The following is a 22,351-nucleotide window of genomic DNA, read 5'->3' on the forward strand; positions in this document are numbered from 1 at the left end:
GGTCTTCGCCGGCGTCCTGGGGCTGCCGCGGGTATCGGTCACCGAGTCGTTCTTCGCGCTCGGCGGCGACAGCATCGTGTCCATCCAGCTGTCGTCACTGCTGCGCGCCGGTGGGCTCGAGGTCAGTCCGCGCGACATCTTCGAACACACCACGGTGCGCCGCATCGCCCGCGCGGTCACCGGCCGCGCCACCGAACATCTCGCCGAGTTCGAGGGTGGCGGTGTCGGTGCGGTCGCGCTGACGCCTGCCGTCTGGTCGATGATCGAACGATCAACGCAACCCGCAGATTTCGCCGATTTCTCCCAGGCTGCGTTGCTCGACCTGCCCGACGACCTCTCCCCGGATGATCTGCGGACCGTGTTCGGCGCGGTGGTCGCCAACCACCCGATGCTGACCGCGTCCCTCACCCGTGTCGGTGCCGAGTGGACCATGCTGGCGGGTAACGATTTCGACGCGGACACGGCAGTGCGAACGGTCCGTACCGACGCCGGTGTCGACACATCCGCGTTCGCCGACCTCGTCGTCGCCGAACACGCAGTTGCGCTCGGCAGGCTCGACCCCGCTCGCGGTCACCTGGTCGAGGCCGTCGCGATCCGCTCCGACGCCGGTGGTGGACGCCTGCTGGTCGCCATTCACCACATCGCCGTCGACGCCGTGTCGTGGTCGATCCTGCTGTTGGAACTCACCACGGCGTGGGCGCAGCTCAGCCATGCCGAACCCCTCCGTTTGGCGGCCGAGGCGACCTCGGTGCGCCGGTGGGCGGCGGTTCTCGAGGGTGCCCGTGCATCGTCGGAGGACGACGTCGAGTTCTGGCGACGTCGACTGCCCGCGGAGACCGACCCGCTGGTGCGCCGCATCGACGCCGAACGGGATCGGCAGCACGAGGTCGTCACGGTCGAGACCTCCGTGGGTGCCGACACCTCCGAGGCGATCCTCGGTCGCGTGCCCGCGGCGTTCCGCACCGGTGCGAACGACGTGCTGGTGGGGGCCTTGGCCGTCGCCGTGTCCCGCTGGCGGCAGCGGCACCGCGACGACGAGGACGGCGCGATAGACGATCGCGTCACCATCCTCACCGAAAGCCATGGGCGACATGAGGAGATCGCACCGGGCGCGGACCTGTCGCGCACGGTCGGCTGGTTCACCGGTCTGGTGCCCGTCGCGGTCACCCCGCCGGCCAGCGCGCAACACACCGCGTCCGCGGCGGACGCGGTCGCCACCGTGAAGGCGGTCAAGGAGTCCTTTGCCGAACTCCCGGACCACGGCATCGGATTCGGTCCGTTGCGCTTCGGTCCGGACGCGCCGTTGCGTGATCACGCACTGCCCCCGATCCTGTTCAACTACTTCGGCAACGTCGCCGACCGCGGCGACCGAGCCGACGCCGCCCCGTCGGGCTTCGCCTTCGCGCAGGACGCCCCCGTCCTGCCGAGCACGGTCAGCGGCGAGATGGCCGCGCCCGCGTTGACCGTGCAGGTCCATGTCGGCACAGCGGACGACGGCCGACATGTGAACGCCGCATTCGGTTACGGTCGCCACCTGCTCGACGACACCGACGTCGCCGACATCGTGCGGGAGTGGCGTGCGGTACTCGGCGACCTCGTCGTCCATGTGGACGCGGTCGCCGATGTCGGGCGCACACCGTCGGATGTCCCCGGCGCGGACGTCACCCAGGACGACCTCGACGAACTCGCCGCGCTCCACCCGGCATCCGACGTCTGGCCGTTGACACCGCTCCAGCACGGATTGTTCGTGGAGGCCGCGCGGCATCGCGGTGCTGCCACAGCGGCCGACGCCGCCGTCGACGTCTACGTGGCCCAGGCGACGCTGCAGTTGGCCAACGACGTCGACGAGGCGCACCTGCGTGGAGCCGCCGAACGTCTCCTGCACCGTCACGCGGTGCTCCGCTCGGCGTTCGTGCAGACCACCCAGGGTGCGGTCGTCACGGTGGTCGCCCCGCACATCGACCTGCCGTGGCGCGTGGTCGACCTCCGCGACCGCACACCCGAACAGGCCCGTGCGACGCTCGCCGAACTGGCCACCGCCGAACGGATCACGCCGTTCGACCTGGCCGCACCGCCACTCATCCGCTTCGTGTTCGTGCACCTGCCGGGGGCATCCGGCGAACCGACTGCGGCCCTCGTGGTCACCAACCATCACCTGATCTTCGACGGATGGTCGGGTCCGATCGTGCTGGCCGACCTCATCGGTCAGTACATCCTCGGTGCCGACGACGAGGATGCCGACCACCACGGCACACCGCAGTTCGACGAGTTCCTGCGGTGGCTGCACCGCCAGGATCGCGATGCAGCGGTGCGCGCGTGGGCTGCCGAACTCGCGGCGATCGAGGGTCCGACGCGGATCGGGTCCGGTGCCGTTGCCACCCGCGACGAGATGCCACGCCAGCATGCGGTGGCGGCCGGTGACGAGATCACCGCCGGTCTGCGGTCCATCGCGCAGGCGCAGGGCACCACACTGAGTACGCTCGTCCAGCTGGCCTGGGCGATCCTGTTGTCGCGCATCACCGGTCAGCGCACCGTCACCTTCGGCGAAACGGTCTCCGGGCGACCACCGGAACTCGAGGGCATCGACGCCGCCGTCGGCCTGTTCATCAACACCCTGCCGGTCGCCGTCACCTGCGAACCCGAGCGCAGCGTCGGGGAGACGGTGGCCGAGCTGCAAGCGGCCAAGACCCGACTTCTCGATCACCAGCACATCGGGCTGCCCGACATCGCCGCAGCGGTGGACGGTCTCGGGTTCGACACCCTGACGATCTTCGAGTCCTACCCGATCGACTCGGATGCCCTGGCGGACGGGAGCCGCGACGCCGGCCTGGACATCGTCGGCATCGACGTCGCCGACGCCACGCACTACCCGCTGAATCTGTTCAGCACCCCGTCCGACGACGATCTGGCCCTCAACCTCAAATATCTGCCGAGTGCCTTCGGCGACGACGAGGTACACGCGCTGGCGCGCTCGCTCGTCACGATCCTCGCGGCCATCGCGTCCGGTCCGGACACGCGCCTGGCCGACATCGACCTGCTCTCCGATGTCGACCGGACCGCGGTCACCGCCGCGTCGCGCGGCCCTGGCATCGACCTGGAATCCGAGACGGTCGCCGACCTGGTCAGCCGGTCGGTCAGCGCGACCCCGGATTCGGTGGCGCTCGTCTTCGACGACGGACGCGAGATCACCTATCGCGAGTTCGGTGCGCGCGTCGCAGCCCTCGGCCACGACCTGATCGCCATGGGCGTGGGTCCGGATGTGGCTGTCGCCGTGTGTATCCCGAGGTCACCCGAGATGATGGTGGCGATCCACGCGGTCGTCGCCGCCGGCGGCCACTACGTGCCGATCGACCTCGACGTGCCCGGGGATCGCGCCGACCACATGCTCGCGACCGCCGATGCGGTTGCGGTGCTCGTCGCCGCCGGTGCCGCCGGTGCCGGGGTGCGCGATGCCGCCGCCGATCGCGATCTGCCCGTGGTGACCGTGGACACGACGCAACCTGCCGACACCGACGTCGCGCCGATCACCGACGCCGTGCGCAACGCCCCGCTGCGTCCCGACAACGCCGTCTACACCATCTTCACGTCCGGCTCGACCGGGCGGCCCAAGGGCGTCACGTTGCCGCACGCGGCCGTGGTGAACCGGCTGTGGTGGGGTCTGGACCGATTCCCGCTCGACGCCGCGGATCTGGTGGTGCAGAAGACGCCGTACACCTTCGACTGTTCGGTACCCGAACTGTTCGCGCCGTTCGTCGTCGGCTCCCGACTCCTCGTCGCCCGCCCCGGCGGGCACGCCGACCCCGTCTACATGGCAGACCTGATCGCCGACCACAGGGCGACGATGGTGCACTTCGTGCCCTCGGTGCTGTCGGTGTTCCTCGATGTTGCCGGACCGGAGCGCCTCGCCCGCCTGTCGGAGGTCAAGTACGTGTCCACGACCGGCGAGGCGTTGCCGCCCGCGGTGGCCGCGGCCACGCGAGAAGCGTTGCCGCAGGCGCAGTTCTACAACCTGTACGGACCGACCGAAGCCGCCGTCGAGATCACCTATCAGCGCATCGACGAGGTGTCCGACGACGCGGCGTCGGTCGCCATCGGCGCGCCGATGTGGAACTCCACCGCCCACGTCCTCGACGACCGGTTGCGGCCGGTGCCGCCGGGCGTGCCCGGCGAGCTCTACCTCGGCGGTGTGCAACTCGCACGCGGCTACGCCGACCGACCCGACCTCACCGCCGAACGGTTCGTCGCAGACCCGTTCGGGGCGGCCGGGACGCGGCTCTACCGGACCGGTGACCTGGTGCGCCGCGATGCCCACGGCACGCTGGAGTACCTCGGCCGCACCGACTTCCAGGTGAAGTTGCGCGGTCAGCGCATCGAGCTCGGTGAGATCGAGGCGGTGTTGGCATCGGCGCCGGGTGTGGTGCACGCGGCCGCGACCGTGGTGAGCGCGCCGACCGGTGGCGAGCACCTGGTCGCCTACCTCGCCGGTGCCGACGCCCCGGTCGACGCCGACGTGGTGCGCAGCGTCGTGGCCACCGCGCTCCCCGAGTACATGCGTCCCACCGTCTGGATGGTGCTCGACGAGATCCCGTTGAACTCGGCGGGCAAACTCGACCGGCGGGCGCTGCCCGACCCCGAGTTCGGCAGCGGCGAGTACGTCGCCCCGCAGAACGCGACCGAAGAGCAGGTGGCCTCGATCGTCGCCGACATCCTCGGTGTCGAGCGGGTGTCGGTGGCCGACAGCTTCTTCGATCTCGGCGGTAACTCGTTGTCGGCGACCAGGGTGGTCGCCCGGGTCGGCGACGCACTCGGCACCGAGGTTGCGGTGCGGGATCTGTTCGACGCTCCGTCGGTGCGGGATCTGGTGCGCCGCATCGTGCCCGGCAGCCGTGGCGAGACGATCGCGATCGGGTCGGTGCCGCGGCCCGAGCATCCGCCGCTGTCGTTTGCGCAGCAGCGGATGTGGTTCATCAACCGCTACGACCCGACCTCGTCGGTCTACAACATCCCGGCCGCGCTGCGCCTCGAGGGACCACTCGACGTCGGCGCCCTCCGGCAGGCACTCGTCGACGTGGTCGATCGACACGAGATCCTGCGCACCACGTTCCCGGTCGCCGCCGGAGCGCCCTACCAGTCGATCTCGCCGATGCACGACGTGCTCGACGCCGTGCCGTGGTTCGAGCTCGGCGGTGCCGACACCGCATCGGCGTTGGTGACCGAGGGCTTCGACGTCACGGTCGACTGGCCGATCCGGGTCGGCATCGCACCCGAGGGCGACGCGCATCTGCTCGTCGTGGTCGTACATCACATCGCCGCCGACGGCGCATCGGTACAGGTGCTGGCGCGCGACCTGATGACCGCCTACGCCGCCCGATCGGGCGGCCACCAGCCCACCTGGTCGTCACTTCCGGTGCAGTTCGCGGACTTCGCGACCTGGCAGCAGCACACGCTCGGTACCGCCGACGCCCCCGGATCTGCACTGGTCGAGCAGGCCGACTACTGGCGTACCCGACTGGCCGGGCTGCCCGACGTCCTGGATCTGCCGACCGATCGACCCCGCCCGAGAGTGGCGTCGCAGCGCGGTGCCGCAACGGATTTCCGCATACCGTCCGAGACCGCCAGGGCCATCACCCGTCTCGCGCATGACCACGGCGCCACCGAGTTCATGGTGCTGCACGCCGCGCTCGCCGCCATCCTCGCCCGGCTCGCCGCCACCGACGACGTCGCGATCGGCACCCCGATAGCCGGCCGCGGTGCCGCGGTGCTCGACGATCTCGTCGGCATGTTCGTCAACACCCTGGTGTTGCGCTCCACCGTCGATCCGTCGATGCGCTTCGTCGATCTCCTCGACGAGGTCCGCACCACCGACCTCGACGCCTTCGCGCACGCCGACCTCCCATTCGAGCAGGTTGTCGAGGAACTCGACCCGACGCGGTCGCAGGCATTCGCCCCGCTCGCCCAGACCCTGCTGTCGGTGGATCAGACTCCCGCCGACCACGCGGGTGCGCTCGGGCACGCCCGCGTCGGCGATCTCGTCGTCAGCGCGCTGGATCCCGGTGTCACATCGGCGAAGACGGATCTGACGATCACCATCGCGACCGGGGCAGGGGACTGGTCGGGAACGGTGACCTATGCGACCGACCTGTTCGACGTGGTCACCATCGAGACCATGATGCGACGCTTCGTGCGCCAGCTCGAGGCGGTCACGCTCACGCCGTCGATGGCGCTCGGCGACGTCGAACTCCTCGACGACACCGAGGCCGTCGGGCTGACGCCGGTGTCGGGTGGCACCGGTTGTGCCCCGGTGATCCTGCGTGACCTGTTCGACGATGTCGCGCGGCGTGTGCCCGAGCGGATCGCGGTCCGCGACGCCGACGGACACGCCCTGACCTACCGTGCGCTCGACGAACGGTCCAACCGCCTCGCCCGCTGGCTGCGCGCGCAGGGGATCGGTGCCGAATCGTTGGTGGCGCTGGCCATCGGCAGATCGGCGCAACTGCTCACCGCGATCTGGGCGGTCGCCAAGACCGGCGCCGGCTACGTCCCCATCGACCCCGACTATCCGCCCGCCCGCGTGGCGGACATGGTCGCCGACTCCGGGGCAGGTATCGGACTCACCGTCGGCCGTGTCGATGCACTGCCCGACGACACCGTCGGCTGGTTGCGGTTGGACGACAACGCCATCGAGGCCGCGATCGCGGATCTCTCGGGAGCCGAACTCGGTGCGGCGGAGCGCGACATCGTGCGGACCGACAACGTCGCCTACGTGATCTACACCTCCGGATCCACCGGACGCCCCAAGGGGGTGACCGTCACCCATTCGGGTCTGGCCAACTTCGCCGCCGCGGAGATGGACCGGCTCGGGGTCGACGACCGACACCCGCCGGTGGTGCTCGGGTTCGCCTCACCGAGCTTCGACGCATCCGTGCTGGAGTATCTGCTCGCCACCCGTGCCGGCGGCGCCGTCGTCTATCGACCGGCGGACGCGGTCGGTGGTGACGCCCTGCAGGCCTTCATGGCCGACCATCAGGTCACCCACACGTTCCTCACCCCGACGGTGCTGGCAACCCTGGAACCGCACGAGCTACCGGCACTGTCGGCCGTGATGGCCGGCGGTGAAGCGGTGCCGCAGGCGCTCGTCGACAGCTGGTCGCCGCACGTCGCGGTGCACAATCTGTACGGCCCGACCGAGACCACCATCGGTGTCACACTCTCCACGTCGATGCGGGCCGATCGCCCGGTGCGGCTCGGTCCGCCGCTGGCCGGCGTGTCCCTGCTCGTCCTCGACGGCAGGCTGCGCCCGGTGCCGGTCGGTGTGACCGGCGAACTCTACGTGGCCGGCCACGCGCTCTCGCGTGGTTACCTGGACCGGCCGGGCCTGACCTCCGAACGTTTCGTCGCCAACCCGTACGGCGCGAGCGGCGAGCGCATGTACCGAACCGGCGACGTGGTGCGGTGGCGCCACGACGACACCGGCGAACTGGTCGTCGAGTATTCGGGACGCAGCGACGATCAGATCAAGTTGCGCGGCCTGCGTATCGAGCTCGGCGAGATCGAGACGGCCCTGGCCGCACACCCGACGCTCGCATCGGCTGTCGTCGTCGGGGTCGGTGGTTCGGTCGCCACCGCCCTGGCCGCCTACGTCGTGCCCGACGGCGCGCACCACACCGCCGAGGTCGATGTGGCCGAACTGAAGGAAGCGCTGGCACAGCGACTTCCGGCGTTCATGGTTCCGTCGTCGTTCACCGTGATGGACGCATTGCCGTTGACCCCGGTGGGCAAGCTCGACAAGGCGGCGCTGCCCGAACCGGTCATCGACGCCGACGGTCACGTGGCGCCGGAGACCGACGACGAGCGGACCGTCGCGCAGGTGTTCGCCGACGTCCTCGGTGTCGATGACGTCGGGGTCACCACCGACTTCTTCGAACTCGGCGGCAACTCGTTGTCGGCGACGCGCGTGGTCGCACAGGTCGGCGAGGCGCTGTCGGCCGACCTCGCTGTCCGCGACCTCTTCGAGGCGCCCACCGTACGATCACTGCTCGCCCGGACGACCCGCGCCGACCACGCCGTCGCCCCGCTCCGTGCCGGACCCCGCCCGGCGCACATCCCGCTGTCGAATGCGCAGCAACGGATGTGGTTCATCAACCGGTTCGAGGAGAACTCGGGGTCCTACAACATTCCGTTGGCCATGCGTCTGCGCGGCGACCTGGACCCCTCGGCCCTGCGCGCCGCACTGGTCGACGTCCTCACCCGGCACGAGGTGTTGCGCACCGTCTACCCGCAGCACGCGGGCGAGCCCTTCCAGGACGTCCTCGCGCCCGGCGATGCGGACCGTCGATTCGATTGGGCGGTCGTCGATTCCGAGCAGGAGCTGTTCTCGGCGGCTCGTGCCGGCTTCGACGTGACCACCGATCTGCCACTGCGGGCACGCATCTTCGGCGCGGCCGACGACGACCACCTCCTGCTGATCGTCGCCCACCACATCGCCGCCGACGGAGAGTCGATGCGGCCGCTGGTGACCGACCTGGTGCTGGCATACCGCGCCCGTACTGCGGGGCAGGCGCCCGCCTTCGCGCCGCTGCCCGTGCAGTTCGCGGATGTGGCGTTGTGGCAGAAGGAGGTCCTCGGCGACGCCGACGATCCCGAGTCCACCCTCGGACGGCAACTGGCGCATTGGACCACACAGCTGGCCGGGCTGCCCGACGTCCTTGAACTACCCACCGATCGGCCGCGTCCGCAGGTGGCGAGCATGCGCGGTGGCGTCGTCGATTACGCGATCCCCGCCGAGGTGGTCGCCCGGGTGCGTGCGGTGGCCGCCGACAACGGTGTCACCGACTTCATGGTGCTGCACGCGGTGCTGGCTGTCCTGCTGTCGCGGCTGTCGGCGACCACCGACATCGCCATCGGCACCCCTACGGCGGGTCGAGGACGCGCCGCCCTCGACGATCTCGTCGGCATGTTCGTCAACACCCTGGTCCTGCGTACCGATGTCGACGCCGCGGCGAGCTTCACCGAACTCCTGGACCTGGTGCGTCGCACCGATCTCGACGCCCTCGCGAACGCCGACGTACCGTTCGAATACCTGGTGCAGCAACTCAATCCGGTTCGCTCGGAGGCGTTCGCCCCGCTCGCACAGGTGATGTTGAGTCTTGACCAGAGTCTGGTGCGTGCGGCAGACGGGTTGGCGGCCATGGCCGCGGACGACCCGGATGCGCTGCAGATCACCCCGCTGGGTGAGGCGCAGGCCCCGCCGGCGCGCGTCGACCTGTCGATCGGCGTATCCACCGACGGTGTCGACGGCGGATGGCGCGGCGACATCGGTTACGCCACAGATCTTTTCGACGCTTCCACGGTCCGGGTGATCGCGGAGCGCTTCGTGCGGCTGCTCACCACGCTCACCGCCGACCCGCACCGTCCGGTGGGGGATGCGGAGATCCTGGGGCGCGGCGAACAGGCCGAGACCGCCCAACGCACACGTGGACTCGATGTTCTCGTGGCCGACGAGTTCGTCGTCGACGTCGTCGCCGAACAGGCCCGACGCACGCCGCATGCCCCCGCGCTGCGTCTCGGCGGACGGATCGTGGACTACGTCGAGTTCGTCGACCGGGTCACCGCGACGGCACGCCATCTCATCGAGCGCGGTGTCGGACCCGATGTCGCGGTCGGTGTCTGCATGCCGCGGTCGATCGAGATGGTCGTCGCCATCCACGCGATCATCGCCGCGGGCGGCCAGTACGTGCCCATCGACACCTCGGCGCCCGCCGACCGGGTGCGCTACATGATCGACACCGCAGACGCGGTCCTGGTCCTCGTCGACTCCGACGTACCGTCGTCGATCACCGAGGTGGGTGTCGACGTACTCACCGTCGACACCTCGACACCGGTGACCGGGGACACCGCACCGATCACCGACGCCGATCGTCTCGCCCCGCTGCGCCGCGACCACGCCGTCTACACCATCTTCACGTCCGGTTCGACCGGCCGTCCCAAGGGCGTGACGCTCACCCACGAGGCACTCGCCAACCGGTTGGCGTGGGGCCTGCACCAGCTTCCGATCGACTCCACCGACACCGTGGTGCTCAAGACGCCCTACACCTTCGACTGCTCGGTGCCGGAACTGTTCGCGCCGCTCATGGTGGGTGCCACCATGCTGGTGCTCGAGGCGGACGGTCACCTCGACCCGGTGTACGTCGCCGAGCAGATCGCCGAACATCGCGCGACCATGGTGCATTTCGTGCCGTCGATGCTGTCGGTCTTCCTCGAACTCGCGGGTCCGGATCGTCTGGCCGCCCTCGACAGTGTGCGCATCCTGTCCACGACGGGTGAGGCGTTGCCGCCCGCGGTCGCAGCGCACACCAGGGCGGCGATCCCGGGTGTGGACCTCTACAACCTGTACGGCCCCACCGAGGCCGCGGTGGAGATCACCTATCAGCGGATCGACACGATCGGCGAGGACGACGCCACCACGCCGATCGGGATACCGGTGTGGAACTCGACCGCCCATGTCCTCGACGGTCGGCTGCGTCCGGTTCCCGAGGGGGTCCCCGGCGAACTCTATGTCGGGGGTGTCCAGCTCGCACGCGGATACGCCGCACGCCCGGAGCTGACCGCCGAACGGTTCGTCGCCGACCCATTCGGGGCGCCCGGCGACCGGCTCTACCGCACCGGCGATCTGGTGCGGATCGGCGCCGACGGTGCTCTGGAATACCTGGGCCGCACCGACTTCCAGGTCAAGCTCCGTGGTCAGCGGATCGAACTCGGGGAGATCGAGGCCGTCCTGGCCGCCGCCCCCGGGGTGGTGCACGCGGCGGCGACCGTGGCCTCCGCCCCCGACGGTGGTGACCACCTGGTCGCCTATCTGGCCGGTGACGGAATCGATCTGGACACCGTGAAACACGAAGCGGCGCAGTCATTGCCGGAGTACATGCGGCCGTCGGTGTGGACTGTGCTCGACGACATCCCGCGGAACACGGCAGGCAAACTCGATCGCCGGGCGTTGCCGGCACCCGACTTCTCGGCGGCCGGTGAGATGGTCGCACCGGTCGGCGCCACCGAGGAACGGATCGCGCAGATCTTCGCCGAGGTGCTCGGCGTGGATCGGGTCGGCGTCCTCGACAGCTTCTTCGATCTCGGTGGTAACTCGTTGTCGGCGACACGGGTGGCCGCGCGGGTCGCCGAAGCGCTCGACACCGAGGTGCCGGTCCGCGAGTTGTTCGACGCTCCGTCGGTGCGTGATCTCGCGGCACGGCTGGACCCCGGCTCCGGGCAGCAGTTCGCCGCGATCACCCCGGTGTCCCCGCGCCCCGACCGGATTCCGTTGTCGCTGGCGCAGCAGCGGATGTGGTTCATCAACCGATTCGATCCGACGTCGGCCACCTACAACATCCCGATCCTGCTGCGCCTGCAGGGCGATCTCGACGCCGACGCACTCCATGCCGCGGTCATCGACGTGGTCGGGCGTCACGAGGTGCTGCGCACCACGTACCCGGAGATCGACGGTGTCGCACACCAGGAGATCCACCCGATCGGTTCCGGTGCGGGACAGCTCGACTGGGCGGTGGTGTCGGATCAGGGTGAGCTCGAGGACGCCGTCACCACCGGTTTCGACGTGGCCCGGCAGGCGCCCGTGCGGGTTCGGTTGTGGCGCAGTGCCGACGACGAGTGGCTGCTGGCCGTGGTGGTGCACCACATCGCCGCCGACGGGGGATCGCTCGCGCCGCTGGTCGGTGACGTCGTCGCAGCGTATGCCGCACGGCGTCACGGCCGGGCGCCCGAGCACCCGGAGCTCGCCGTCCAGTTCGCCGACTACGCGATCTGGCAGCGCAGGCAACTCGGCTCGATCGACGATCCCGAGTCGGTGATCGGACGTCAACTCGACTACTGGGATCGCACGCTGGCCGGTCTGCCGGATGTGCTGGCCCTGCCCGCCGACCGGGCCCGACCGTCGGTCGCGTCTCACCGCGGTGCGGTGTCGCACTTCGAGATCCCGGCCGGGCTGGCGCAGCGGGTGACCGCACTGGCGCAGACGGCGTCTGCGACACCGTTCATGGTGGTGCAGACCGCGTTGGCCGTACTGCTCGCCCGATTGTCGGCGACCGACGACATCGCGATCGGCACACCGATCTCTGGGCGTGGACATCGGGTGCTCGACGAGTTGGTCGGCATGTTCGTCAACACGCTGGTGCTGCGGACCCCGATGGACGCATCGGCGTCGTTCCGCGAACTCCTTGATGCGGTGCGCGACGTGGATGTCGACGCGTTCGGCAACGCCGATGTGCCGTTCGAGGCGATCGTGGATCGTCTCAACCCGGTGCGGTCGGAAGCGTTCGCGCCACTGACGCAGGTGTCGTTGACCTTCGACGAATCGGTGATCGCCGAGGTCGCGCCGACAGCGCTGTCCGGTGGCGTGGTCGACGGTGTGCAGATCACCCCGCTCTCGGCTCCCGAGGTGTCGGCGAAGGTGGATCTCACCGTCGCGGTGACGACGACCGAGGCGGGTCCGTGGGCCGGTGCGGTCATCTTCGCCACCGACCTGTTCGACGAGGGCACGGTTGCGTCGATGACACGTCGCCTGATCGGGGTGCTCGAGACGATGACCGCCACACCGCATGCGGTGGCCGGTGACGTGGATCTGCTCGACGACGACGAGCGCGCACAGTTGGTCCCGGTCGCGGGTGGCGACGGCGTCGGGCCGACCTTGCTGGGTGAACTGTTCGACCGCGCTGTCGAGGCCTGGCCGGAGACCGAGGCCGTGACGGATGCATCCGGTGCGCGCCTGACCTATGCCGAGTTGGACCGGCGCGCCAACCGCTGGGCGCATGTGCTCGCCGCCGCGGGAGTCGGGCCGGATGTGCCGGTCGCTCTCGCCATCGGCCGGTCCGCCGACCTGTTGACCGCGATCTGGGCGGTGACCCGTGCCGGTGGTGCCTTTGTGCCGGTCGACCCGGATTATCCGGCCGAACGTGTCCGCACCATGCTCGACGATTGCGGTGCGACCGTGGGAATCACGGTGTCGGACGACATCGTCGGCGCCGATGCCGGTCATCGATGGTTCGCTCTCGCCGACGGTGAGATCGCCGATGGTGATCTCGGTTCGGTGGCGATGTCGACGGCGCCGCTGACCGAGGTGGAACGGCGGGGTACGCCGCGCGCCGACAACCTTGCGTACGTGATCTTCACGTCGGGTTCCACGGGTCGCCCCAAGGGCGTCGCGGTCACCCATCGCGGCCTGCACGACCTCGCCGCCGACACGGCAGAGGTGCTCCGCTGGCGTGAGGACGCCCGCATGCTCGGCTACGTGTCGCCGAGTTTCGACGTGTCGGTCAACGAGATGTTGGTGACCAGCTCCGCCGGCGGCACGCTGGTCTACCGCTCGGCAGACGCGGTCGGTGGTGAGGATCTGCACCGTTTCATGGCATCGGAGCGGGTCACCCACGCATTGCTGCCCACCAGCGTGCTCGCGTCACTTCCGGTGGACGGGCTGCCGGATCTGGTCTCGGTGGTGACGGGCGCCGAGAGCGTGCCCCCGGCCCTGGTCGACGTGTGGGCGCCGCGAGTGGACCTGATCAACGGATACGGTCCGACCGAGGCCACGGTGGCGGTGACGTACACGGCCCCCATGGTGGCGGGCGATCCGGTGTACATCGGCGTTCCGGTCCGTGGTGTGCGACTGCTCGTCCTCGACGAGCGGCTGCACCCGGTTCCGGTGGGTACTCCCGGCGAGCTCTACATCGTCGGTCCGGGCCTGGCACGCGGTTACCTGGCCCGCCCGGGGCTGACGGCTGCGAGTTTCGTCGCGTTCCCGTACGGCGAGCCAGGCGAACAGATGTACCGCACCGGCGACATCGTCCGGTGGGCGGTCGACGGCCGTGGCGATCTGACCATCGCCTACGAGGGACGGATCGACGACCAGGTCAAGATTCGTGGTCTGCGTATCGAACTCGGCGAGATCGAGGCTGCTCTCAACAGTCATCCTGATGTCCGTCAGTCCGTGGTGCTCGGAATCGGTGACCCGGCCAGCGCCTTGGCCGCGTACGTGGTGGGTCACCGCCCCCTCGACGCCGACGAACTGAGGGTCCATCTGACGAGACATCTTCCGCGGCACATGATCCCGTCGTCGTACACGATGCTCGACGCCATGCCGCTCACCCCGGTCGGGAAGCTGGACAAGCGTGCACTGCCGGCGCCGGAGATCGCTGCGGTCGATTTCGTGGCACCGGCCACCGACACCGAGCGTGTCGTCGCCGAGGTGTACGCCGAGGTGCTCGACGTCGACCAGGTGGGTGCCACCGACGGGTTCTTCGACCTCGGTGGCAACTCGTTGTCGGCGACGCGGGTCGTCGCGCGACTGCGGACCCACGCTGCCCACGTCGAATTGGCTTGGCTGTTCAGCGATCCCACGGTTCGCGGGGTTGCTGCGCGGATCGACGGCACCGCCGACGCCGGGCTGGGTGACGTCCTGATCCCGTTGCGTCGCAACGGAGATCAGCCTCCGTTGTTCTGCATCCATCCGGCCGGTGGTCTGGCATGGTTCTACGGTGGTCTGGCTCCACACATCGAGGACCGACCGATCTTCGGGCTGCAGGACCCGCATGTGGTGTCGGGTGAGGCGGTGGCCGACAGTGTGGCCGACCTGGCCGGACGCTACGTCGACGAGATCCGCCGGGTGTGTCCGAACGGGCCTTATCACCTGCTCGGCTGGTCGCTCGGCGGCCACATCGCCCACGCGATGGCCACGCAGTTGCAGGCGGCAGGGGAGAAGGTCGCGTTCCTCGGGATCATGGACGCCGCAGTGCCGTCGCTCGATGACGGCGTCGAGGTCGTCGAGACAGGCGGGCCGGATGACGCTGCGGACGAAGACACCCATGTCACTGCGGACGAGGACGCACATGTCACCGCGGACGGTGTCGACGACGTGGCTGCCGGCGGTGCGGTCGTGGCCGATCTGCTCGGCGGTTGGCGCGATCTGTTCGACCTCGGTGAGGAGGTGACGGCTCAGACCCCCGACGAGGTCGCCGAGATCGTCCGTGCGCAGATCTCGTCGATGGGCTTGCTGGGGGCCGAACAGGTCGGCTGGGTGATGGACAGCTTCGACGATGCCGAACGTCTGGTCTCGACCTACCGGCCAGAGGTGTTCGACGGTCCGCTCGCCGTGGTGACCGCGACCGCCGACAAATCCGACCCGCAGGTGGTGTGGCGGTCGTGGCGTCGGTTCGTCACCGGAACGATCACCAATCTCGAGGTGGACGCCCATCATCTCGGTTTGACCGATCCCGCAGCGTTGTCGGTCATCGGGCCGTGGATCGAACGTCATGTCGGTGGTCGCTGAGCCGGTCGCACTGCTGTCGCTGCCGAGGTGATCCGAGGCTCTGCGCTCTCGCGTTGGCATGCCACACTGCCGGTCGAGTAGGCGCCGAGGGCTAGCCGAGGAGCCGTATCGAGACCCGAGGGGGCTCTGTTCTCTGGGCCGGGTTCTCTGGGGCGGCCTGCCGACGTCGTCGTGGTGGGTGCGCAAGCAGTTTGTGTTCCTCGGGACGAGAGTGCGAGCGTCCTGGCGTCTGCGTCGGCTCCGGCGAAGCCGGCCGGCGACCGTCCCGAAAAGGGCACCGTCGGGTACCCGCCGAACCATCGCTGGCTCTGCGGGTACCCGAGGGGTTTCCCATTTCACACTGTGGAGTTGTCAAGGGTCGTGCACAACCCGGGGTTCCCGGGTTGCCGATCAGGTGTGGTGAAGAGTGTTCGGGTGCAACAGGTTTTGAATACCGACGGTCGGTGTCAGGTAGCCGGTGTCAGGCGGCGAGGGTCATGGTGCGTCGGTTGTAGGCCGGTAACGGTGTGCGTGTCGGGTCGACCTCGACCGGTGGGATCAACCAGGGGTGTCGGTCGGCACCCATGATGATCTCCCACCCGGACGCGTGGATTTGGGCGTGGCAGGAGGTGCACAACAAGCAACCGTTGTCGATGACGGTGGCACCACCGTGTGACCAATAGATGATGTGATGACACTGCGTGAATCCGGCGGCCGCTCCGCATTTCACACAGCATTGGTCACGCACGATCAACGCTTTACGTTGTTGCGCGGTGAACAACCTCGTTGCGTTGCTCACGCCGAGGGGTGCACCGTGCTCGTCGAGGTCGAACACCGTGACCGCGGAATCACAGGCCACCAAATGCGCTGTGCTCTGGGAGACCGGCCCCAACCATTCCAGAGACGCCCGATCGGGATGATCGGCGGGCACGGTCACACTGACCTGTGTTTTCGGGGCCACCACCATGTCGGCATCCCCTGTTCTGGTGGCCTTGGCCGCGGCATCGAGGATCATCTCCAACGCGTCAGCGCGACGCTGCCCCGCCGACCGAGTGTCAGGCGAGCCATCCGGCTCGGGCCGCTTGTGTGCAAGGGATTCAACGGCGGACACGAGTTTCTCCCCGGTGACGATGTCGAGATTGGCGAACACCTCCAACCGACCATCCGCAGTCGGGGCGGTCGACAGGTCGTTGATCGAGCGGTCCTCGGCGGCCGGCACCCCGCCCTCATCCTCGGCGATCTGATTGCCCCGCGAGCGCGCCACCTCAAGTACCTCGCGTGGGGTGGCACCGGAGAACGCTTGGGCGATCAATGCCAGTTCGTGTTCGATCACCGACCCAGCCGACAAAGGTTCCGGTGCCCGCTGATCGATGTGGGCCATCCCGCGCACCAGTGCGTCCACGTGCTCGCCGGAGAACACGCCGTCCGCAGAATAAGCAGCGACCCGTTCCAGCCGGTCCAGGGCGGTCCCGATGCGTAGCCAGCGGTCGGCGACAGCCGGAGCGGCCCCCATCTCGATCAACAAGCTCCGGGTGCGACCTCCGGATCGCTGCGCCACTCCGAGGCGGTCCATCGCCGCCACGTGCACGGCCAACTGGTGATCGACCAGGTTACGTACGTCCATCAATGTCTTCGTGGTGTCGAAGACTTGGCGACCGGACGCATCAGCGTCGATCGTCACCTCGCGCAGCAGGGGTATCAGGGTGTCCAACGGCATGACTCGATTGTAGTCGAACATGCGTTCGGCGGGAAGGGTTCATCCACAGGTATCTGATTGCGCCACAACATATTTCGGTGGCACGGCGGTCTCCCTGATGCAATTGTAGAGGCGACCTCTGGCAGGTTTGGTGTGGTGAGTGGTGTTGTTACACAGGGGTGTTGACAATGTGGTTCTGCCTGCCCGTGTTCGATCACGGCTGGCCTGGATGCCTGTGTGATCTCGATACGGCTCCTCGGCTGGCGCCTCGGTGCCTACTCGACCGGCGGTGCGGACGCGCGTCAACGTGGCCGAACTGGGAATTCGACTGCAATGCAATATGATCTGGGTGTCCATGTGGTCTCGATACGGCCCCTCGGCTAGCGCCTCGGTGCCTACTCGACCAGCGTTATGGGCGCGCCCATAACGCAAACCACCTCTTCCCCAGCATGATCGAGGAACCTGCGGTCGACTGATCACGTTCGACGGCAATGTTCTCGCGTCCGGTCCCCCGCGGTTGCACGCACACAGTGCCGGTCGAGTAGGTACTGAGGCGCTAGCCGAAGATCCGTATCGAGACCTGGGGGTGTCCGAGCAATGGCGAGACCCGGTTCGGGTAATCGACTGTAATGCACTGCGATGCGGGTGCCTTCGGGTCTCGATACGGCTCCTCGGCTGGCGCCTCGGTGCCTACTCGACCGGCGGTGTGCGGTTTCGAGATTCGACCGGCGGTGGGGCGCCCCGCACCCCGAAAGCAAACCGCCAATTCCCCAGCATGATCGAGGAACCTGCGGTCGACTGATCATGTTCGACGGCAATGTTCTCGCGTCCGGTCCCCCGCGGTTGCACGCACACAGTGCCGGTCGAGTAGGTACTGAGGCGCTAGCCGAAGATCCGTATCGAGACCTGGGGGTGTCCGAGCAATGGCGAGACCCGGTTCGGGTAATCGACTGTAATGCACTGCGATGCGGGTGCCTTCGGGTCTCGATACGGCTCCTCGGCTGGCGCCTCGGTGCCTACTCGACCGGCGGTGTGCGGTTTCGAAACTTGACCGGCGGTGGGGGTGCGCCCATAACGCTATCGGAAGGCGAAACCACCTCTTCCCCAGCATGATCGAGGAACCTGCGGTCGACTGATCATGTTCGACGGCAATGATCTCGCGTCCGGGCCCCACGGTTGCACGCACACAGTGCCGGTCGAGTAGGTACTGAGGCGCTAGCCGAAGATCCGTATCGAGACCTGGGGGTGTCCGAGCAATGGCGAGACCCGGTTCGGGTAATCGACTGTAATGCACTGCGATGCGGGTGCCTTCGGGTCTCGATACGGCTCCTCGGCTGGCGCCTCGGTGCCTACTCGACCGGCAGTGAGCGGTTTCGAAACTCGACCGGCGGTGTGTGGTTTCGAATCTCGACCGGCGGTGTGTGGTTTCGAATCTCGACCGGCGGTGTGTGGTTTCGAAACTCGACCGGCGGTGTGTGGTTCGGAATCTCGACTGGCGGTGTGTGGTTTCGAAACTCGACCGGCGGTGTGGGCGCCCGCGTGTACCAGAACGCTGAACCAACTCTTCCTCAGCGTGATCGGGCACTCTCAGTCTCGGTGCGGGCTCCTCGGCCGGCCTCGGCGCTCGCGAGACGGCTCAGTCGAGTTGGGAGTCCAGCCAGGTCAGTACGTCCGGGGTGACGGGATGGGTGGCATCGGAATACTCGGGATGTTTGCGCAGGAAGGCGGCGACCAGCGGGCAGACGCCGACGATGATCCGGCCCTGGGCGCGGGTGTCGTCGAGGGCTTCGGCGACCAGGATCGTGCCGAGTCCTCGTCCACCGAAGTCGTCGGAGACCTCGGTGTGAAAGAAGATTCGTTCGTCCGAGCCGTTGGTCGTGCGGTCCCGATAGGCGGTGAATCCCGCAACGGTCCCGTCGACGGCGATCTCGTAGCGGTCGGCGGACGGATTCTGGGTGACGGTGGCCTCGGCGCCGGTCTTGTCGGTGGGCATGGTTCAAGCATGCCAGCGTCTCGGGCGACGCGTCGGTACATAGACGTGTCGGTACATAGGAGTCAGCGCGCCGTGGCCGCCTTGCGGTAGCCACGCAGCGCAGGATAGAGGCAGACCGCGATGATGCCGACGGTCCACGCCACCACCTCGATGAGATCGTGGGTGGCGGACTGCCCGGTTGCCAGCGCTCGCATCACTTCGATGGTCGGCGTCATCGGCTGATGCTCGACGACGGGCTGCAGCCAGGAGGGGTAGGCGTCGATCGGGGAGAAGCCCGAGTTGAAGAACATGAGCACGCTGGACACCAGTGACAGCAGTGGGACCAGTGGTGCTGAGGGTTCGGCACTCACCGCCAGCGCGAGCACCAGCATCGCGTAGGCAGCCCCGAACAACAGGGCGACGCCGACGATGCCGGCGACGGATGCGGCGCCGCCCGTGATCGTGAAGCCGATCGTCGCGCCCACGCCGATCAGCAGCAGGGTGATCAGGGCGATCCGGATCAGTTCGGTCAGCAGTCGCGACGTCAGGTCGGCGGCACGGTTGATCGGCAGTACGTACAGCCGGGAGAGCAGTCCGGTGCCGCGTTCCTGGTTGAGTCGGATACCGGCGGCGACGGAGCCGAACATCGCGCTGACGAGGATGACCAGTGGCACCGTCGAGTAGGTGCTGTCTTGGCCGGTGGCGCCGCCGATGGCGTCTCCGAGGACCACCTTGAACATGAGCAGAGTGAGGACCGGTACGGCAATGTACTGGAGAAACGTGGCACGGTCTCGCACGATCACCGACAGTTGCCGCCAGGTGAGGACGGCGCTCTGTGTTGCCCACGCCCGCACGGTCCGTTCGGTCGCCGACGACCGTACCGGTGCACCCGCGACGGTGGTCATCGCACGGTCCTCCGGACGCCGATCAGGGTGAGTACCGCCCCCGCGGCGGCCAATCCGACGCACCACCAGATCGTCGGCGTGAGGATCGACCAGGTGGCCGTGCCGTCCCCGAGCGCTCGCATCGACGTGGCGAACTGCGAGATCGGCTGATTGCGCACGAAAGGTTGAATCCATTGGGGGAATTGGCTTTCCGGGACGAATCCGGTGGAGAGCATGCCCAGGACGAGGATCGGCAGGGACAGTGCCTGGCTGGTCGCCTCGGGGCTGTCGGACAGCAGGCCGATGGCGTCGGCGAGCACCGCGATGAGCATGCCGACGACGAGCACGACCGCGAACAGGCCGATCGTGTCGAGGACACCTCCTCCGGGTCGCCATCCCATCACCAGACTCGTGGCGGCCGCACAGATCACCGAGATGACGAGCAGCGCCGTGTTGGTGCCGAGCCGCGCAAGTGTCGGGATCGCCATCGGCATCGGCAACGTCCGGAATCGGGTGTTGATCCCCCTGGTGGTGTCCACCGCGGCGCGCATGGCGGCCGACGACGCGACGAAGCTGACCGATTGCAGCGAGATGATCGGCATCAGGAACGCGGCGTAATCCATGGTCGGATCGGCGTTCATGATCGAGCGCAGCGGCAGATAGAAGCAGATCGCGAGCAGAACCGGCGCCACGAACGCGAAGATGATCTCCCCGCTGCGAACCAACGCCACGAGTCCACGTCCGGTGAGCGCCCACCATTGCGCGGTGCCACGGGTCCGTGGTCTGCCCACGGTGGCGACGCTGGTCACGGGCGTTTGCCGCTGTCGGCGGAGGGATCGGATGGCGCGGGATCGGACGGGGTGGAATCGGACGGGGAGGGATCGGGCCGGGACGGATCGGTGAGGGCGAGGAACACCTCGTCGAGGCTCGGGCGGCGCAGCGCCACATCCGACAACCGGATACCGGCCCGTGTCGTGCGGGCGACGATCTCCACCAGGGTGTCGGCGCCATCCGGTGCGGGCACCGCCACCGAGTCGTCGCCGGAGTCGAGGTCGGGCGGTTGCGTCACCAGGGCACCAAGGCACTCGACGAGGCGGTCCAGATCGATCGGGTCGGCGGGAGTCACCTGATAGTGGGAGGCGCCCGTCGCCGACTTCAACTCGTCGGCGGTGCCGGCGGCGATGACCCGCCCGTGGTCGATCACCACGATGTGATCGGACAGGGTGTCGGCTTCCTCGAGGTACTGCGTGGTCAACAGGGTCGTCACCCCCTGCTCGCGCAGCGAGGCCACGAGTGCCCACACCTCCTGTCTGCTGCGCGGGTCGAGCCCGGTAGTCGGCTCGTCGAGGAACACGACCTCCGGTTGGGTGACCAGGCCGCACGCGATGTCGATGCGCCTGCGCATGCCGCCGGAGTACTCGCCGACCCGGCGCTTGGCGGCGTCGGCGAGCCCGAAGGATTCCAGCAGTTCGTCGGCGCGGGCGCGTGCCGACGACTTGTTCAGACCCATCAGCCTGCCGAACAGGATGAGGTTGTCCCGCCCGCTGAGCGCTTCGTCGAGGGCGGCGAACTGACCGGTCAGCATGATCGACCGACGGACCTCTGCGGCGTCGGCGACGACGTCGTGTCCGGCCACCCGTGCGCTGCCGCCGTCGGGTTTGAGCAAGGTGCAGAGCATGTTGACGGTGGTTGTCTTGCCCGCGCCGTTGGGCCCCAGCAATGCGAGGATCGTTCCCGGCCGCACCGTGAAGCTCACGTTCTCGACGGCCACGGTGTCACCGAAGCGCTTGTGCAGATCGACCACCTCGATCGCGTACGGCGACGAACCGGGATGGTCGTGGTCGTCGGGTGCCGCATGTCGCGGTACGTAGCCGTCGGGTCGAGTCTCCTCGGTGTCGGCACCCGGGTCGGGCGCGTCGGCGGCAGGGCTGTCGATGGATGTCGGAGTGGATGTCGGAGCAGTGGTCGACGACGGGAACTGCTCGGCCATGACCAACTCCTCTCGGGCCCGACCGGTAGCGCTGACGCGGATCGGGGCGGCTCTGTGCGGGTGTTCGGGCTGCGGGTGCTCGGGGTGCGGCCGGTGTCGTCGACGAAGGCCGTCTCCGCTGCGATCGGATGCGCGGCATGCGGTGGGGCCGATCGTAGGCGAAAGCGGGTCGTCGCACCCGAGAATTTGTCGCATCGCCGGGTCGATTCATTACGTTCTTCATCCGTCGGTTCCATCGTTCGCAGGACTCACGAAGTGCTCGTGTAACGAACCGATGGCGGAAATCGAAATGTTGGCATGAGCCGCGCCTTTGTGATGGTCAGATGTGGCTCGTGCGTCGTCATCCAAACAGGCGAACGGTGGAGTTTTTCGATTCAGATGTTCGATAATGACGCACATTGTTTCGAGGATCCGAGATTCCTTGTGAACAGACAGTTCGCCCGATCGTCCGGTAGTGCGGAACTGCCGGTGATCGTGGCGGTTGGTGACCTGGGAGAGAAGGGCT

Annotated in this window: 6 protein-coding genes (1 of these 6 only partly in view); 1 reads left to right on the forward strand and 5 read right to left on the reverse strand. The window is 68.1% G+C overall.

Annotated elements, in window-relative coordinates:
• Positions 1 to 15,325, forward strand: the 3' end of a protein-coding gene (locus AAFP35_RS05765; RefSeq protein ID WP_419220599.1) for a non-ribosomal peptide synthase/polyketide synthase. Its footprint begins 38,372 nt before the window's first position; 15,325 of the gene's 53,697 nt are visible here — the last part of the coding sequence; the start codon falls outside the window, past its left edge; its stop codon occupies positions 15,323 to 15,325.
• A gap of 460 nt (positions 15,326 to 15,785) precedes the next feature.
• On the opposite strand, the gene AAFP35_RS05770 is transcribed toward AAFP35_RS05765, so the two are convergent.
• From AAFP35_RS05770 to AAFP35_RS05790, 5 genes are all read right to left on the reverse strand, one after another.
• Positions 15,786 to 17,042 carry a DUF222 domain-containing protein gene (locus AAFP35_RS05770; RefSeq protein ID WP_419220600.1) on the reverse strand — a complete coding sequence of 419 codons (1,257 nt, stop codon included), beginning with the start codon at positions 17,040 to 17,042 and terminating at the stop codon, positions 15,786 to 15,788.
• 1,594 nt (positions 17,043 to 18,636) lie between these two features.
• Complete coding sequence (locus tag AAFP35_RS05775; protein ID WP_419220601.1) at positions 18,637 to 18,993, reverse strand: GNAT family N-acetyltransferase; 357 nt, start codon at positions 18,991 to 18,993, stop codon at positions 18,637 to 18,639.
• Between the two features lie 62 nt (positions 18,994 to 19,055).
• Positions 19,056 to 19,877, reverse strand: a complete 822-nt coding sequence (locus tag AAFP35_RS05780; RefSeq protein WP_419220602.1) for an ABC transporter permease — start codon at positions 19,875 to 19,877, stop codon at positions 19,056 to 19,058.
• Positions 19,874 to 20,647: an ABC transporter permease gene (locus AAFP35_RS05785; RefSeq protein WP_419220603.1), complete on the reverse strand. Its 774-nt coding sequence runs from the start codon at positions 20,645 to 20,647 to the stop codon at positions 19,874 to 19,876. Before AAFP35_RS05785 ends, AAFP35_RS05780 begins: the two co-directional genes overlap by 4 nt.
• Before the next feature lie 14 nt (positions 20,648 to 20,661).
• Complete coding sequence (locus AAFP35_RS05790) at positions 20,662 to 21,888, reverse strand: ATP-binding cassette domain-containing protein (protein WP_419220781.1); 1,227 nt, start codon at positions 21,886 to 21,888, stop codon at positions 20,662 to 20,664.
• Positions 21,889 to 22,351: the final 463 nt, after the last annotated feature.

The sequence above is a fragment of the Gordonia sp. CPCC 206044 genome (assembly GCF_048537895.1).
In the GTDB taxonomy this organism is placed as follows: Bacteria; Actinomycetota; Actinomycetes; order Mycobacteriales; family Mycobacteriaceae; genus Gordonia.